The sequence below is a fragment of the Chimaeribacter coloradensis genome (genome assembly GCF_002858715.1).
Lineage (GTDB): Bacteria > Pseudomonadota > Gammaproteobacteria > Enterobacterales > Enterobacteriaceae > Chimaeribacter > Chimaeribacter coloradensis.
Genome location: NZ_PJZH01000014.1, coordinates 103,981 through 119,754 on the forward strand (window position 1 = coordinate 103,981; position 15,774 = coordinate 119,754).

General features: G+C 58.3%; 18 protein-coding genes and 1 tRNA gene. 12 read left to right on the forward strand and 7 right to left on the reverse strand.

The window, feature by feature from the left end:
• Window positions 1-51 precede the first annotated feature (51 nt).
• The 5 genes from frdA (at window position 52) to blc (ending at window position 3,956) form a co-directional block, all read left to right on the forward strand.
• The gene (gene frdA, locus CYR32_RS14120) at window positions 52-1,827 is read left to right on the forward strand and encodes a fumarate reductase (quinol) flavoprotein subunit (RefSeq protein WP_101825501.1); all 1,776 of its coding nucleotides are present in this window, start codon (window positions 52-54) and stop codon (window positions 1,825-1,827) included.
• Complete coding sequence (locus tag CYR32_RS14125; RefSeq protein ID WP_101825503.1) at window positions 1,820-2,545, forward strand: succinate dehydrogenase/fumarate reductase iron-sulfur subunit; 726 nt, start codon at window positions 1,820-1,822, stop codon at window positions 2,543-2,545. The genes frdA and CYR32_RS14125 overlap by 8 nt, the downstream gene beginning before the upstream one ends.
• Window positions 2,546-2,558: 13 nt before the next feature.
• A complete protein-coding gene (frdC, locus tag CYR32_RS14130) occupies window positions 2,559-2,963 on the forward strand; it encodes a fumarate reductase subunit FrdC (protein WP_101825506.1) in 405 nt (134 codons plus the stop codon).
• 1 nt (window position 2,964) lies between these two features.
• Window positions 2,965-3,321: a fumarate reductase subunit FrdD gene (frdD, locus tag CYR32_RS14135; protein ID WP_101825509.1), complete on the forward strand. Its 357-nt coding sequence runs from the start codon at window positions 2,965-2,967 to the stop codon at window positions 3,319-3,321.
• 110 nt (window positions 3,322-3,431) lie between these two features.
• The gene (gene blc, locus CYR32_RS14140) at window positions 3,432-3,956 is read left to right on the forward strand and encodes an outer membrane lipoprotein Blc (RefSeq protein WP_101825512.1); all 525 of its coding nucleotides are present in this window, start codon (window positions 3,432-3,434) and stop codon (window positions 3,954-3,956) included.
• Between the two features lie 57 nt (window positions 3,957-4,013).
• Here the strand turns inward: blc and CYR32_RS14145 are convergent, their stop codons facing one another.
• The 3 genes from CYR32_RS14145 to efp form a co-directional block, all read right to left on the reverse strand.
• Window positions 4,014-4,145: an entericidin A/B family lipoprotein gene (locus CYR32_RS14145; protein ID WP_072926995.1), complete on the reverse strand. Its 132-nt coding sequence runs from the start codon at window positions 4,143-4,145 to the stop codon at window positions 4,014-4,016.
• Window positions 4,146-4,245: 100 nt separating this feature from the next.
• Window positions 4,246-4,377, reverse strand: a complete 132-nt coding sequence (locus CYR32_RS14150) for an entericidin A/B family lipoprotein (RefSeq protein WP_101825515.1) — start codon at window positions 4,375-4,377, stop codon at window positions 4,246-4,248.
• A 74-nt stretch (window positions 4,378-4,451) separates the two neighbouring features.
• Window positions 4,452-5,018 carry an elongation factor P gene (gene efp / locus CYR32_RS14155; protein ID WP_101825516.1) on the reverse strand — a complete coding sequence of 189 codons (567 nt, stop codon included), beginning with the start codon at window positions 5,016-5,018 and terminating at the stop codon, window positions 4,452-4,454.
• A 43-nt stretch (window positions 5,019-5,061) separates the two neighbouring features.
• On the opposite strand from efp, the gene epmB reads away from it, so the two are divergent.
• Window positions 5,062-6,090, forward strand: a complete 1,029-nt coding sequence (gene epmB, locus CYR32_RS14160) for an EF-P beta-lysylation protein EpmB (protein WP_101825518.1) — start codon at window positions 5,062-5,064, stop codon at window positions 6,088-6,090.
• Between the two features lie 72 nt (window positions 6,091-6,162).
• On the opposite strand, the gene CYR32_RS14165 is transcribed toward epmB, so the two are convergent.
• The 4 genes from CYR32_RS14165 to CYR32_RS14180 all read right to left on the reverse strand — a co-directional run bounded on the left by CYR32_RS14165 (window position 6,163) and on the right by CYR32_RS14180 (window position 9,487).
• A complete protein-coding gene (locus CYR32_RS14165) occupies window positions 6,163-6,507 on the reverse strand; it encodes a DUF4156 domain-containing protein (RefSeq protein WP_101825544.1) in 345 nt (114 codons plus the stop codon).
• 273 nt (window positions 6,508-6,780) lie between these two features.
• Complete coding sequence (gene groL, locus CYR32_RS14170; protein ID WP_101825520.1) at window positions 6,781-8,424, reverse strand: chaperonin GroEL; 1,644 nt, start codon at window positions 8,422-8,424, stop codon at window positions 6,781-6,783.
• Between the two features lie 45 nt (window positions 8,425-8,469).
• The gene (locus tag CYR32_RS14175; RefSeq protein WP_036103188.1) at window positions 8,470-8,763 is read right to left on the reverse strand and encodes a co-chaperone GroES; all 294 of its coding nucleotides are present in this window, start codon (window positions 8,761-8,763) and stop codon (window positions 8,470-8,472) included.
• A gap of 241 nt (window positions 8,764-9,004) precedes the next feature.
• Window positions 9,005-9,487, reverse strand: coding sequence for an FxsA family protein (locus CYR32_RS14180; protein WP_101825523.1), 483 nt, complete (start codon window positions 9,485-9,487; stop codon window positions 9,005-9,007).
• 356 nt (window positions 9,488-9,843) lie between these two features.
• On the opposite strand from CYR32_RS14180, the gene aspA reads away from it, so the two are divergent.
• The 6 genes from aspA to CYR32_RS14210 all read left to right on the forward strand — a co-directional run bounded on the left by aspA (window position 9,844) and on the right by CYR32_RS14210 (window position 15,772).
• Complete coding sequence (gene aspA / locus CYR32_RS14185) at window positions 9,844-11,280, forward strand: aspartate ammonia-lyase (RefSeq protein ID WP_101825525.1); 1,437 nt, start codon at window positions 9,844-9,846, stop codon at window positions 11,278-11,280.
• A 113-nt stretch (window positions 11,281-11,393) separates the two neighbouring features.
• Entirely contained in the window at window positions 11,394-12,710 is a 1,317-nt protein-coding gene (locus tag CYR32_RS14190; RefSeq protein ID WP_101825528.1) for an anaerobic C4-dicarboxylate transporter, read from the forward strand.
• Between the two features lie 157 nt (window positions 12,711-12,867).
• The gene (gene cutA / locus CYR32_RS14195; RefSeq protein WP_101825546.1) at window positions 12,868-13,251 is read left to right on the forward strand and encodes a divalent cation tolerance protein CutA; all 384 of its coding nucleotides are present in this window, start codon (window positions 12,868-12,870) and stop codon (window positions 13,249-13,251) included.
• A complete protein-coding gene (locus CYR32_RS14200; protein ID WP_101825530.1) occupies window positions 13,227-14,939 on the forward strand; it encodes a protein-disulfide reductase DsbD in 1,713 nt (570 codons plus the stop codon). The genes cutA and CYR32_RS14200 overlap by 25 nt, the downstream gene beginning before the upstream one ends.
• A gap of 40 nt (window positions 14,940-14,979) precedes the next feature.
• Window positions 14,980-15,555, forward strand: coding sequence for a division control transcriptional repressor DicD (dicD, locus tag CYR32_RS14205; RefSeq protein WP_101825532.1), 576 nt, complete (start codon window positions 14,980-14,982; stop codon window positions 15,553-15,555).
• 141 nt (window positions 15,556-15,696) lie between these two features.
• A tRNA-Phe gene (locus CYR32_RS14210) sits at window positions 15,697-15,772 on the forward strand.
• Window positions 15,773-15,774: the final 2 nt, after the last annotated feature.

Consider the following 15,774-nt stretch of genomic DNA (forward strand, 5'->3'; position numbering starts at 1 on the left):
TACGCCCGCCCGCGGGCAGGCCGCCGTTTTCATTCAGAATGGAGGAGTGCCGTGCAAACCTTTAATGCCGATCTGGCTATCATCGGTGCCGGTGGCGCAGGGTTACGCGCCGCGATTGCCGCAGCGGAAGCCAACCCCACCCTGACGATTGCGCTGGTTTCCAAGGTCTACCCAATGCGCAGCCACACCGTGGCAGCCGAAGGCGGGGCCGCCGCCGTTACCCAGCCCCATGACACCGCAGACTCCCATTTCCACGATACGGTCGCCGGCGGTGACTGGCTGTGCGAGCAGGATGTGGTTGAGGCGTTCGTCCGCCGCTGCCCGCAGGAGATGACGCAGCTGGAGCTGTGGGGCTGCCCCTGGAGCCGCAAGCCGGACGGCAGCATCAACGTCCGCCGCTTCGGCGGCATGAAGATTGAGCGCACCTGGTTTGCCGCCGACAAAACCGGCTTCCATATGCTGCACACCCTGTTCCAGACCTCGCTGAAATACCCGCAAATCCGCCGCTTCGATGAGCACTTTGTGCTCGACATTTTGGTGGATGAAGGCCAGGTGCGCGGCCTGGTAGCCCTGAATATGATGGAAGGCAGCCGGGTACAGATCCGCGCGAACGCCGTCATTATGGCCACCGGCGGCGCAGGCCGGGTTTACCGCTACAACACCAACGGCGGCATCGTCACCGGGGACGGCATGGGTATGGCGTTCCGCCACGGCGTGCCGCTGCGGGATATGGAGTTCGTGCAATACCACCCCACTGGCCTGCCCGGTTCCGGCATTTTAATGACCGAAGGGTGCCGCGGCGAAGGCGGTATCCTGGTCAACAACGCGGGCCACCGCTATCTGCAGGATTACGGCATGGGGCCGGAAACGCCGCTCGGCCAGCCTAAAAATAAATATATGGAGCTTGGCCCGCGGGATAAGGTCTCGCAGGCGTTCTGGCATGAATGGCAGGCCGGGCGCACGATTTCTACGCCACGGGGTGAGGTGGTTCACCTCGACCTGCGCCATCTGGGCGAGAAGAAATTGCGCGAGCGGCTGCCGTTTATCTGTGAACTGGCAAAAGCCTACGTCGGCGTTGACCCGGTTACCGACCCGATCCCGGTTCGCCCTACCGCGCATTACACCATGGGCGGCATAGAAACCGATGCCCACTGTGAGACGCGCATCCGTGGGCTGTTTGCCGTGGGGGAGTGCTCTTCTGTCGGGCTGCACGGTGCCAACCGCCTCGGCTCCAATTCACTGGCTGAACTGGTGGTATTCGGCCGCATCGCTGGTGAGCAGGCCGCGTTGCGCGCGCTGGAGAGCACCCCGGCCCCGGTGCAGGCGCTGGACAGCCTGGCGAATGACGTTGAGCAACGCCTGACCGCGCTGATGAACCAGCAGGGAAATGAAAAATGGTCCACCCTGCGGGACGAAATGGGCATGGCGATGGAAGAGGGGTGCGGCATCTACCGGACACCGGCGCTGATGCAGAAAACCATCGATAAGCTGGCGGAGCTGAAGGCGCGCTTCTCCCGCATTGCCATTACCGACCGCTCCGGCGTGTTCAATACCGATCTGCTCTATACGCTGGAGCTGTCACACGGGCTGGATGTGGCGGAATGCATGGCCCACTCTGCCCTTGCCCGCCGTGAATCACGCGGCGCCCACCAGCGGCTGGATGAGGGCTGTACCGAACGTGATGATGTGAATTTCCTTAAGCATACGCTGGCGTTCCACACCCCCGGCGACGCGCCGCGGCTGGCTTATAGCGCGGTGAAAATTACTGCCCTGCCGCCGGCTAAACGGGTCTATGGCGCAGAGTCTGAGGAGAAAACCCATGGCTGACATCACCCTGACTATCATGCGTTACCACCCCGAATATGACAGTGCGCCCCATCCTGAAACCTATAGCGTCCCTTATGATGAGCAGACGTCACTGCTTGATGCCCTTGGCTACATCAAAGATAACCTGGCACCGGATCTGGCCTACCGCTGGTCATGCCGGATGGCGATCTGCGGCTCCTGCGGCATGATGGTCAACCGCGTACCGAAACTGGCCTGCAAAACCTTCCTGCGTGACTATCCAACGGGCATGGAGGTGGAGGCGCTGGGCAATTTCCCGGTTGAACGCGATCTGGTGGTGGATATGACCCACTTTATCGAAAGCCTGGAGGCGATTAAGCCCTATATCATCGGCAATGACCGGCAACCGGCGCACGGCCCCAACACACAAACCCCGGCGCAGATGGCCAAATATCACCAGTTCTCCGGCTGCATTAACTGCGGGCTTTGCTATGCCGCCTGCCCGCAGTTCGGCCTGAATCCTGAATTCCTCGGCCCCGCTGCCATTACCCTGGCCCACCGCTATAACCTCGACAGCCGCGATCGCGGCAGAGCCGCCCGGATGCCGCAACTCAACGGCGAAAACGGCGTCTGGCGCTGCACCTTTGTGGGCTACTGCTCTGAAGTATGCCCTAAACATGTTGACCCGGCAGCGGCGATCCAGCAGGGCAAGGTGGAGAGCAGTAAAGATTTTATGATCGCCATGCTGAAGCCACGTTAAGGAGAGCACCGTGATGACCACGAAACGTAAACCGTACATCCGGGAGATGGCACCCAGTTGGTGGCAGCGGCTCGGTTTCTACCGCTTCTATATGCTGCGTGAGGGCACGGCCCTGCCCGCCGTCTGGTTCAGCCTGCTGTTGATCCACGGGCTTTACCGCCTGAAGGCCGGGCCTGCGGGGTGGGAGAGTTTTATTCACCTGCTGCAAAACCCGGTGGTCATGCTGCTTAACCTGATCGCGCTGGCCGCTGCGCTGTTGCACAGCAAAACCTGGTTCGATCTCGCGCCCAAGGCGGCCATCGTGATCATCAAAGGGGAGAAACTGGGGCCGGCGCCGGTAGTGCGCCTGCTGTGGGCCGCCATGATCGCCGTTTCATTGATCATTCTGACTATTACGCTCTATTCATCGGGAGGTTGAGATGCACCACGATCCTAAACGATCTGACGAGCCGCTGTTCTGGGGGCTGTTTGGTGCCGGTGGCATGTGGGCGGCGCTGTTCGCCCCGGTGGTTATCCTGCTTATCGGTATTTTGCTGCCTCTGGGCTTCGCGCCGGAGGGCACCTTCAGTTATGCCCGGGTACTCGCGTTTTGCCAGAGCCTGCCCGGCCGCCTGTTTCTGTTTCTGATGGCAACGCTGCCGCTGTGGTGCGGCCTGCACCGCCTGCACCATATGACGCACGACCTGAAAATCGCGCTTCCGGCCGGGAAGTGGCTGTTTTACGGGCTGGCGGCCATTCTGACGGTGGTCACCGCCATCGGTGTAATTACCCTCTGAGCCTGCTTTTCCCCTCAACGGCCCAGCCGGGCCGTTTTTCCTCCGCTACCCCTCTCTTATTCATTTTTATTACCTACACTTAGGAGAGATGGATGATAAAAGGAAAGGCTATGCATCTTTGGTCAAAACTCGGCGTCATGATGACAGCACTGTTCTCGGTAGCATGCAGCGTAAAGCCGCCACCGGACGTTAAAGTGGTAGAAAACTTTGAGCTGCCGCGCTACCTCGGTACCTGGTATGAGATCGCCCGGATGGATCACGGCTTCGAGCGTGGGCTGGATCATGTGACGGCGAACTACAGTACCCGTCCGGATGGCGGCATCAAGGTCATTAACCGCGGCTACAACCCGAAAAAGAAATCCTGGCAGGAGAGCGAAGGCAAGGGCTACTTCCTGGGCACACCGGTACGCGCCGCGCTGAAAGTCTCTTTCTTCGGCCCGTTTTATGGCGGGTATAACGTGATTGAACTCGACAGGAATTATCAGTACGCGTTGGTCTGCGGCCCGAATAAAAAATATTTATGGATCCTGTCACGCACCCCGATGCTGGATGAGGTGGCGCGCACGCGACTGCTGGAGACAGCGAAACGCTATGGGTTCAATACCAGCAAGCTTATCTGGGTTAACCAGTCCTGACTGCGGGATCAGGTACGGCCACTGGCGACAGCGTGCCCGTACCTTCCCTGCTTCTCTTTATTGCGCACTGCGCTGAATAGCTTCACCGCCTGCGGATACGTCTTCGCCGACGCCGCGCGTGGTGTTGCATGCCGTCAGTGACGAGAGAAACAGCAAAGAAAACACCACCAGAATAGATTTCTTCAACATAAAAATTTCCTTCTTTTAAGGGAATGGGTGCTTAAGCCCTTTTAGTTTAGACAAGAAAAGCAAGGAAGTAGAAAGAAGTGGGGTATTTTTTAAGCGGGTATTAACTGGCGATATGGGAAATGGTGCTGCCCAGATGTTGCACATCTTCACCAAAGCCACGTGCGGTATTACAACCGCTTAATGCTGCCAGCATCATAAACGAGAACACTGCCAGCCAGATTTTCTTCAGCATCGTTAACAGATCCCTGAATAGCTGCTGCAACAGGGCGTTGCAGCAGCATGACACACGGGGCGTCAGAACAACTTTTATTTCACGCGGGAGACGTATTCGCCGGAGCGGGTGTCAACTTTGATCACTTCGCCACGCTGCACGAACAACGGCACTTTCACCACGGCACCGGTAGACAGGGTCGCCGGCTTGCCGCCAGTCCCTGCGGTGTCGCCTTTCAGGCCCGGGTCAGTTTCGGTGATTTCCAGCTCAACGAAGTTCGGCGGGGTAACGGCGATCGGCTGGCCGTTCCACAGGGTCACGATACATTCAGCCTGGTCCAGCATCCATTTCGCGCTGTCACCCACGGCTTTGGCATCTGCTGCCAGCTGCTCGAAGGTTTCGTTGTTCATGAAGTGCCAGAACTCACCGTCGTTGTAGAGGTAAGTCAGGTTCATATCGATAACGTCTGCGCCTTCGGCGGAGTCGGTGGATTTGAAGGTTTTCTCAACGCGGGTGCCGGTCAGCAGGCGACGCATTTTAACACGTGCAAACGCCTGGCCTTTGCCCGGCTTAACGAACTCGCTGGATTCAATTGCGTAAGGTTCGCCTTCGAACATGATTTTAAGACCGGAACGGAAATCGTTGCTAGAATAAGTCGCCATGGTGGCCCTCTGAAAAAATGTATACTGGTAGCTTAGCCAAAAAATGGCACATATTATAACCCAAAACTTGGCGATGAGAGAAGATTGGTTGCAGCAACTCGCCGATGTTATTACTGACCCGGACGAACTGCTGTCGCTGCTGGCACTCGACACCCACCCGGAATTGCAGGCAGGCCGTGATGCCCGCCGCCTCTTCCCTCTGCGCGTCCCACGCGCCTTTGTCGCCCGTATGCAGCCCGGCGATGCCGCCGACCCGCTGCTGGTACAGGTACTCACAGCCCAACAGGAGTTCCTTGCGGCTCCCGGTTTCACCACCGATCCGCTGGATGAACAGCAGAGCGTGGTGCCTGGCCTGTTGCACAAATACCGTAACCGCGCCCTGCTGCTGGTAAAAGGCGGCTGCGCGGTTAACTGCCGCTATTGCTTCCGCCGCCATTTCCCGTATCAGGAAAATCAGGGCAACAAGGCAAACTGGGGCAAGGCGTTGGAGTATATCCGCCTGCACCCGGAATTGGATGAAATTATTTTCTCCGGCGGCGATCCGCTGATGGCCAAAGATCATGAACTCGACTGGCTGATTGGCGAACTGGAGGCGATTACACATATTAAGCGGCTGCGCATCCACAGCCGGCTGCCGGTGGTCATTCCCGCCCGCATCACCCCTGCCCTGTGTCAGCGGCTGGCCGCGTCACGGTTACAGGTTCTGATGGTGACCCACATCAACCACCCGAACGAGATTGATGACGCCCTGCGCCACAGCATGACCCAGTTAAAACGTGCCGGTGTGACGCTGCTGAACCAGAGCGTACTGCTGCGTGGCGTGAATGATGATGCCGACGTGCTGGCAGAGTTGAGCAATGCGCTGTTTGATGCCGGGATACTCCCTTACTACCTGCACGTGCTGGACAAGGTGCAGGGCGCAGCCCACTTCATGGTCGAAGATGAGGAAGCGCGGGCATTGGTAAAAGCGTTGCTGACCAAGGTGTCCGGCTATATGGTGCCGAAGCTGGCGCGTGAGGTAGGAGGAGAGCCGAGTAAAACGCCGCTCGATCTCTATCTGAAACAGGCCTGAGGTGAACGTTGACAGGCGAGGTACGCCTCGCCCGGATAAGCGAGACCTATCCCTGCCGGCAACACATTGCCGTTATGGACACTTATAGACCTGCCCCATCATTTTGCTGTCTTTTGGCACAAAGCTGGACCAGAAATCTTCGCTCGGGCTGGTCGCGCCGTAAATGACGTTGCCGCCCATTGCGGCCGCTTTATTGCGCAGGTCATTTGCAGCGCCGCGCATGGAGCTGCCGTCGCCGCTGGTGCCGGAGAACCAATTGCTCTGCGTGCCGGTCACTTCACCCACCAGCTGGCATTCGCTGCCGGGTTGGGCATCAGTAAACTTAACCTGCTGGCCGGTGCTGCTCAGCTGGTGGGTAGAACTGCACCCTGCCAGCAGCAACGCGGCTGAAAGTCCAAGAAACACGTTAATCCGCATCTTTTTCCCCATTTGGTTGAGAATCTCGCAAACCTTATCAACATGCGCGACATGCTGGTTAAGCATCCGTTGCCATAGTGAGATGAAACCTGCCATCCCGCTGATAAGTGACGCGCCGGTAGTTTACCGTTTATACGTTAATTCAGCGAGACAATGATAGATATATAGCAGCAACAATCAATTAGATGCGAATTATTCTGTACCCATAATAAAAAACCCCGGCCGGAGCCGGGGTTTTCTGCCTGCAGACTGTGAGAGACAGTCAGCGGATGATTACATCATGCCGCCCATGCCACCCATGCCGCCCATACCGCCGGCGCCCAGGTCTGCTTTCTCTTCTTTCGGCAGGTCGGTGACCATGCACTCGGTGGTGATCATCAGGCCAGCCACAGAAGCCGCGTACTGCAGGGCAGAACGGGTCACTTTGGTTGGGTCCAGGATGCCCATGCCGATCATGTCGCCGTACTCTTCGGTTGCGGCGTTGTAACCGTAGTTACCTTCACCCGCTTTCACGCTGTTGGCAACCACAGACGGCTCTTCACCGCAGTTCAGAACGATCTGACGCAGCGGTGCTTCCATTGCGCGCAGCGCAACTTTGATACCGACGTTCTGATCTTCGTTCTGGCCACGCAGATCGCCCAGTTTGGACGCAGCACGAATCAGTGCAACACCACCACCGGCAACCACACCTTCTTCAACCGCAGCACGGGTGGCGTGCAGGGCATCTTCAACGCGGGCTTTCTTCTCTTTCATTTCAACTTCAGTTGCTGCGCCCACTTTGATGACAGCGACGCCGCCAGCCAGTTTAGCCACACGCTCCTGCAGTTTTTCGCGATCGTAGTCAGAGGTCGCTTCTTCGATCTGCTGACGGATCTGGGTCACACGGCCCTGAATGGTGGTTTCGTCACCCACGCCATCGATGATGGTGGTGGTGTCTTTGTTAATCACCACGCGTTTTGCCTGGCCCAGGTCTTCCAGGGTCGCTTTTTCCAGCTCCAGACCGATCTCTTCAGAGATCACGGTACCGGCAGTCAGGGTTGCGATGTCCTGCAGCATGGCTTTACGACGGTCGCCGAAGCCCGGTGCTTTCACCGCAGCCACTTTCACGATGCCGCGCATGGTGTTGACCACCAAGGTCGCCAGCGCTTCGCCTTCCACATCTTCAGCGATGATCAGCAGCGGTTTGCCTGCTTTGGCAACGGCTTCCAGCACCGGCAGCATTTCACGGATGTTGGAGATTTTCTTGTCAGCCAGCAGGATGAACGGGCTTTCCAGCTCAACAGCACCGGTTTCCGGCTTGTTGATGAAGTAAGGGGAGAGGTAACCGCGGTCGAACTGCATACCTTCAACCACGTCCAGCTCGTCTTGCAGGCCGGTACCTTCTTCAACGGTGATCACGCCTTCTTTACCGACTTTTTCCATCGCTTCGGCAATCAGTTTGCCCACGGTGTCGTCGGAGTTAGCGGAGATGGTACCTACCTGAGCAATGGCTTTGGAGTCAGAGCACGGTACGGAGAGTTGTTTCAGTTCTTCAACCGCAGCGATAACAGCTTTGTCGATCCCGCGCTTCAGATCCATCGGGTTCATGCCCGCGGCAACGGCTTTCAGGCCTTCAGTAATAATGGACTGTGCCAGAACGGTAGCGGTGGTGGTGCCGTCGCCTGCTGCGTCGTTCGCTTTGGAGGCCACTTCTTTCACCATCTGCGCACCCATGTTTTCGAACTTGTCTTCCAGTTCGATTTCACGGGCAACAGACACGCCGTCTTTAGTGATGGTCGGTGCGCCGAAGGATTTGTCCAGCACCACGTTACGGCCTTTCGGGCCCAGGGTCACTTTTACCGCATCAGCCAGCACATTCACGCCGCGCAGCATTTTTACACGAGCGTCATTACCGAATTTTACGTCTTTAGCTGCCATTTTACTTTCCCTTAAATTCGTTCAGTTCAGTGATATACGCGTGAATTACGCTTCAACAATCGCCAGGATGTCGCTTTCAGACATGATCAACACTTCTTCATTGTCGATCTTCTCGGCTTTCACACCGTAGCCATCGTTGAAAATGACGATGTCGCCTACTTTCACATCCAGCGGCTTCATTTCGCCGTTTTCCAGGATGCGACCATTGCCCACAGCCAGCACTTCACCACGGGTAGATTTACCCGCCGCGGAGCCGGTCAGAACGATGCCGCCAGCAGATTTAGACTCAACTTCTTTACGCTTGACGATAACGCGGTCATGCAATGGACGAATTTTCATTGATAGCTCTCCTTTGAGAAGGTCCATATCTGATTCAGGATAAGATGCCGTATATGCCGTGCATACCGGCCTCGTGGTTTTCTAGATGGGGGCATTAGCCCCCCCTTCAAGGGACACCCACAAAAATTTTTTTGTTTTGTCGTGTCACCGCATAACAAACAGCTAACAAAAAAGGTCAGCCCGCACTCTATCCTGCCGGGGCGGGTACGGCTACCCCAGCGAAACGTTTTTCTGCACGGCGTTACTGATCATCTTTGTAAGAAGAAGAATCGCGCTGCTCCAGCCGGGGGGCCGGATCATCTTTGCGCTGATACTCCCCCTCAAACGTGGAGCCGCCGCCCTGCCCCGGCTGGAAACCGCCGCGCGCCGTAAACGACAGATGCGGCAGCAGTTTCAGCGTCAGGTGCTTTTGCACCGGCGGCAACAGCAGCAGCAGGCCGAGGAAGTCCGTAAAGAAACCGGGCAATAGCAGCAGGAAACCCGACAGCACCAGCGAAACGCTTTTCACCATCTCGGCCGCCGGGCTTTCGCCCTGCGCTAGCTTCTGCTGCATCTGCATAAAGGTCTTCAGCCCTTGTGCACGCACCAGCGAAATACCGAGGCCGGAGGTAAAGATCACCAGCAGCAGGGTCAGGAAGACGCCCAGCACATGGGCGACCTGAATAAACAGTGATATTTCAATGTAGGCCAGTAAAAATATCACCAGCAACGGTAACAAACGCACCGTACTCTCCTTTCAGCAAACGCGCCGGCAAGCGGTGCACCAACGCGTAAAAATGGGTGCCCGGCGGATCATTTCACTGGGCTGACCTTACTGAGATGGAGTTACCATGAGGTGAATTCAACCACAGCGTGTATTTTTATTCCGTGGGGCAATGAAATGTGAAACCCTTCACAGTTATTGAATCATCCCGGCGTGAGCGCGCCACACGTGATCGCGCCGCGTGCATTTCCTGGAAAGCAGCATATGATCGTGCCCGGCAAGACGCCGGCGGTTTATCCTGTGGTGTGCCCTTACGCCCGCATCATGTCTACTATTTATTCAGTCATCCATTTACGGCATCAAATAGAGAAGGTTCTATGTCAAACACTATTCGTATCGAAGAAGACCTGCTCGGCACCCGTGAAGTGCCGGCAGAAGCTTACTACGGGATCCATACCCTGCGTGCGATCGAAAACTTCTACATCAGCAATACCAAAATCAGTGATGTCCCTGAATTCGTGCGTGGCATGGTGATGGTCAAGAAAGCGGCTGCGCTGGCAAACAAAGAGTTAAAAACGATTCCGCGCAACCTGGCTGACGTGATTATCCGGGCCTGTGATGAGGTGCTGAATAAAGGCAAATGCATGGATCAGTTCCCGGTGGACGTTTTCCAGGGTGGCGCAGGCACCTCACTGAACATGAATACCAATGAAGTGCTGGCCAATATCGGGCTGGAGCTGATGGGCCATCAGAAAGGGGAATACCAGTACCTGAACCCCAACGATCACCTGAATAAGTGCCAGTCCACCAATGACGCCTACCCCACCGGGTTCCGTATTGCGGTCTACGCCTCTGTGCTGAAGCTGATCGACGCCATCAACCAGCTGGGTGACGGCTTTGAGCGTAAAGCCAAAGAGTTTGAAACCATCCTGAAGATGGGCCGCACCCAGTTGCAGGACGCGGTGCCGATGACGCTGGGCCAGGAGTTCCATGCCTTCAATGTGCTGCTGAAAGAAGAGACCAAAAATCTGCTGCGCACCGCAGAGCTGCTGCTGGAAGTCAACCTCGGGGCGACGGCCATCGGCACCCGCCTCAATACGCCGGAAGGTTACCAGCAGCTCGCCGTACAGCACCTGGCGGCGGTGAGCAACCTGCCGTGCGTCCCGGCGGAAGATCTGATCGAAGCGACTTCTGACTGCGGCGCTTATGTCATGGTTCACAGCTCGCTGAAACGCCTGGCGGTCAAGCTGTCGAAAATCTGTAACGACCTGCGCCTGCTCTCCTCCGGCCCGCGCGCCGGGCTCAATGAGATCAACCTGCCGGAACTTCAGGCCGGTTCCTCCATTATGCCGGCCAAAGTGAACCCGGTGATCCCGGAAGTGGTGAACCAGGTCTGCTTCAAAGTGATCGGCAATGACACCTGCGTCACCATGGCGTCAGAGGCGGGCCAGTTGCAGCTGAACGTGATGGAGCCGGTGATCGGCCAGGCGATGTTTGAGTCCATCCATATCCTGACCAACGCCTGCTACAACCTGCTGGAGAAATGCGTCAACGGCATCACCGCGAACAAAGCGGTCTGTGAGGCGTATGTGTTCAACTCCATCGGCATCGTCACCTACCTGAACCCGTTCATCGGCCACCATAACGGCGATATCGTCGGCAAGATTTGCGCCGAGACCGGCAAAAGCGTGCGGGAAGTGGTGCTGGAGCGCGGCCTGCTGACGGAAGCGGAGCTGGATGACATCTTCTCGGTGCAGAACCTGATGTTCCCGGCGTATAAAGCCAAACGCTATACTGACGAAAATGAACAGTAACCCTGTTCAGACCTGACACCAGGGCACGTTACTCCAGTGGGTAACGTGCCCTTTTCTTTTGGTAGGTACAAAAAAATAACAATCTGTTTTCATTTTTTTAAGGAACCCACGCGATGCTGATTCTGGAATTTGTCATTGTGCTGCTGGCCATCTTTCTCGGCGCCCGGCTGGGCGGTATCGGGATTGGTTTCGCCGGCGGCCTGGGGGTCTTGGTGCTGGCGCTGATTGGCGTCAAACCCGGTACCATCCCGTTCGATGTGATCTCAATTATCATGGCGGTGATCGCCGCCATTGCCGCCATGCAGGTGGCCGGGGGCATGGACTACCTGGTCCGCCAGACGGAAACGCTGCTGCGGCGTAACCCGCGCCACATCACGCTGCTGGCGCCGGTCGTCACCTACTTTCTGACCATTTTTGCCGGAACCGGCAATATCTCGCTCTCCGCCCTGCCGGTGATTGCGGAAGTGGCCAAGGAACAGGGCATCCGCCCCAGCCGCCCGCTCTCTACTGCCGTGGTCGCCGCGCAAATCGCCATTACCGCCTCGCCGATCTCTGCGGCCGTGGTCTACATGGCGATGGTGATGGAGCCGCACGGCGTCAGCTACCTGACGATGCTGAGCATCCTGATCCCTGCCACGCTGGCCGCGGTGCTGCTGATGTCACTGCTGGTGAGCTGGCTGTTCAACGCCCGGCTGGAGGATGACGCAGGGTATCAGCAGCGGCTGGCAGAGGGGTTGGTAACGCTGCGCGGCAGTGACCGCCCGGCGATCCCCGCCTCGGCCCCCTACTCAGTGCTGCTGTTCCTGCTCGGGGTGCTGGCAGTGGTGGTCTACGCCATTTTTAACAGCAACGGTTTCCATCAGGCGGTGCTGGGCAGCCCGGCCGCGCCGGTGATGACCACCACCAGCGCTATCCTGATCATTATGCTCAGCGTCGCCACGCTGATTACCCTGCTCTGCCGGATCGACACCGCCGCCATCCTGAACGCCAGTACCTTTAAGGCGGGCATGAGCGCCAGTATCTGTATCCTGGGGGTGGCCTGGCTGGGCGATACCTTTGTGCAGGACAACCTGGAATGGATTAAGGGCACGGCCGGCAGCGCCATTACCAGCCACCCCTGGCTGCTGGCGGTGATTTTCTTCTTCTGTTCGGCGCTGCTGTATTCCCAGGCCGCCACTGCCAAGGCGCTGATGCCGATGGCCATCGCGCTGGGCGTCACACCGCTGACCGCGCTGGCGGCGTTCCCGGCCGTGTCCGGGCTGTTTATCCTGCCGACTTACCCCACGCTGGTGGCCGCGGTACAGATGGATGACACCGGCACCACGCGCATCGGCCGCTTTGTGTTCAACCATCCCTTCTTTATTCCCGGGACGCTCGGCGTCACCTTTGCGGTGCTGTTCAGCTTTGCGCTCGGCGCGCTGCTGCTGTAGCCCACCAGAGGGCGGCCATGCGGCTGCCCCTTCACGAAAGTGTATACGGGGGTAAAATCCCCCGCTTCCGCCTTCAAGCCACCGGCGCTTCGCGTTATAGTCTCTGGCTCGCGCTGACAGGTCAGCGCGCCTTCCCCCACTGTGTTGCGAGGTCGAGATGTCTGACATAACCACGTCTGAAGTGACCCTGACAGAAAATTTCCCCCTGAATATCGACCTGCCCGGCAGCCAGGCCGTGGTGGTGCTCTGCACTGCGCCGGATGAAGACAGCGCGCAGGAGCTGGCGGCAGTGGCGCTGGACGAAAAACTGGCCGCCTGCGTGACCCTGCTGCCGGGTGCGAGTTCGATGTACTACTGGGAGGGCAAACTGGAACAGGCGTATGAAGTCCAGATGCTGTTTAAAAGTGACACCCACCACCAGCAGGCCCTGCTTGCCTGCCTCCGGCAACACCACCCTTACCAGACACCGGAACTGCTGGTGTTGCCTGTCCGCGACGGAGACAAAGATTACCTCTCATGGATTACCGCCTCATTAAAATAGTGTTCTGGCTATGCAGCGCCCTGCTGCTGCCGTTGGCTGCGCATGCCTCACTTTTTCCGCAGCCTGCCGCCAATGCGTTTGTGCCGCCCGATCAGGCGTTTGCGTTTGATTTCACACAGCAAGGTAATCAACTGACGCTGAACTGGCAGATCAAGCCCGGCTACTACCTTTACCGCCAGCAGATTCAGTGGACAGCCACCGACGCGGCGGTGGGCGACGTCACGCTGCCGGAAGGGTTGTCGCATAAAGATGAGTTTTTCGGCATCGCGGAGATCTATAAAAACCAGCTGGCGTTTACGCTGCCTATTACCCAGGCCGCACCGCACGGCCAGCTGAAAGTCACCTATCAGGGCTGCGCGGAAGCCGGGTTCTGTTACCCGCCGGAGACGCGGACGGTGCCGCTGAGCGCCGTCACGCCCGGCGCACCGGTCGCGCCTGCGCCGCAGGCGGTACAGGCAGATCCCCTGGCCACGCCGCTGCCCTTCTCGCCGCTGTGGGCGTTGCTGATCGGCATCGGCATCGCGTTCACGCCTTGTGTGCTGCCGATGTACCCGCTGATTTCCGGCATTATCCTGGGGCGTGAGCGGCGGCACAGCAGCCGCCGCGTGGCGGTGCTGGCGCTGGTCTATGTGCAGGGCATGGCGCTGACCTATACCCTGCTCGGGCTGGTGGTGGCCGCGGCCGGGCTGCCGTTCCAGGCGGCGTTGCAAAGCCCCGGCGTGCTGATCGCGCTGTCGGGGCTGTTCATCCTGCTGGCGCTCTCCATGTTCGGCCTGTTCACATTGCAGCTGCCCTCTGCCCTGCAAACCCGGCTGACGCTGTGGAGCAATACCCAACAGGGCGGGTCGCTGCCCGGCGTGTTTGTGATGGGCGCGCTGGCCGGGCTTATCTGTTCGCCCTGCACCACCGCGCCGCTGAGCGCCATTCTGCTCTACATCGCGCAGAGCGGTAACCTGCTGGCCGGGGGCGGCACGCTTTACCTCTATGCGCTGGGCATGGGCATTCCGCTGGTGGCGGTGACGCTGTTCGGCAACCGGCTGCTGCCCAAAAGCGGACCGTGGATGAACCATGTAAAAGAGGCGTTCGGCTTTGTGATCCTCGCCTTGCCGGTATTCCTGCTGACGCGGGTCATCGGCGATCTCTGGGGCGAACGTTTGTGGAGCCTGCTGGGCATCGCCTTCTTTGGCTGGGCTTTTGTGCTGAGCCTGAAGAGTACGCGCACCGGCATCCGCCCGTTGCAGCTGCTGTTCCTGGCGGCGGCGCTGGTCGTCGCCCGCCCGTTGCAGGAGTGGGCCTTCCCCGCCCCCACCGCGGCAGCACAACCGGCGAAACTGGCATTCCAGCCGATCGCCAACCAGGAGGCACTGGCGCAGGCGCTGCATCAGGCGCAAGGCAAACGGGTTATGCTCGATCTCTACGCCGACTGGTGTGTCGCCTGCAAAGAGTTTGAGAAGTACACCTTCAGCCAGCCTGATGTTCAGGCGGCGCTGGCGGATACCGTGCTGTTACAGGCGGATGTGACCGGCAACACCCCAGCGCAGCAAGCCCTGCTGGCCCAGCTGCGGGTGCTGGGGCTGCCGACCATTCTGTTCTTCGGCCCGCTGGGCGAAGAGATACCGGATTCCCGCGTCACCGGGTTTATGGACGCTGCGGCCTTCCGGGCGCATTTGCAGAAACTACGCCAGTAAACGACACTACTGTCTGGATCGGAAATGGGAGAACGCCAACGTGCAACGTGAACATGTGCTGAACCACGCTTTAACCCTCTTGGAACAGCGCGGGCTGGCCACCACCACGGTAGAGATGGTGGCAACGGAAACGGGACGTACGGAGAGCGACTTAAACCGCTTCTGGCCGGATCGGGAGGCGCTGCTCTATGATTGCCTGCGCCATCATGGCCAACAGATTGATACCTGGCGGCGGCAACTGCTGCTGGATGATTCCCTGACACCTTCGCAGAAACTGCTGGCCCGCTATAAGGTGCTGCATGAGCAGGTTAACCAGCAGCGCTACCCGGGCTGCCTGTTTATCGCCGCGTGCAGCTTTTTCCCGGATAAACAGCACCCTATCCATCAGCTTGCCGAGCAGCAGAAACGCGCCTCTTATGATTACACGCTGTCGCTGTTGCAGGAGATGGACGCCGACGATCCGCCGATGGTCGCCGAGCAGATGGAGCTGATCCTTGAAGGGTGCCTGAGCAAATTGCTGGTAAAAAGACAGCCCCACGATGTGGACGTCGCCTTACGGCTCGCAGAGGATGTTTTGCAGGTCGCGCGGTGCCGTAAACATGGCGCGCTGTCCTGATTGTCTTTGCCTTAAAACGGCAGTTTTCACCGGTGCCGGCCTGTTTTTTGCCTGAAAAGAGAGCAGTCAGGCCGGTTTAAGGGAGAATTCTGCATAAAGCCGTTGACGGCCTCCAGCCAATACGGTTTAATGCGCCCCGTTGCCCGGATAGCTCAGTCGGTAGAGCAGGGGATTGAAAATCCCCGTGTCCTTGGTTCGATTCCGAGTCCGGGCACCACT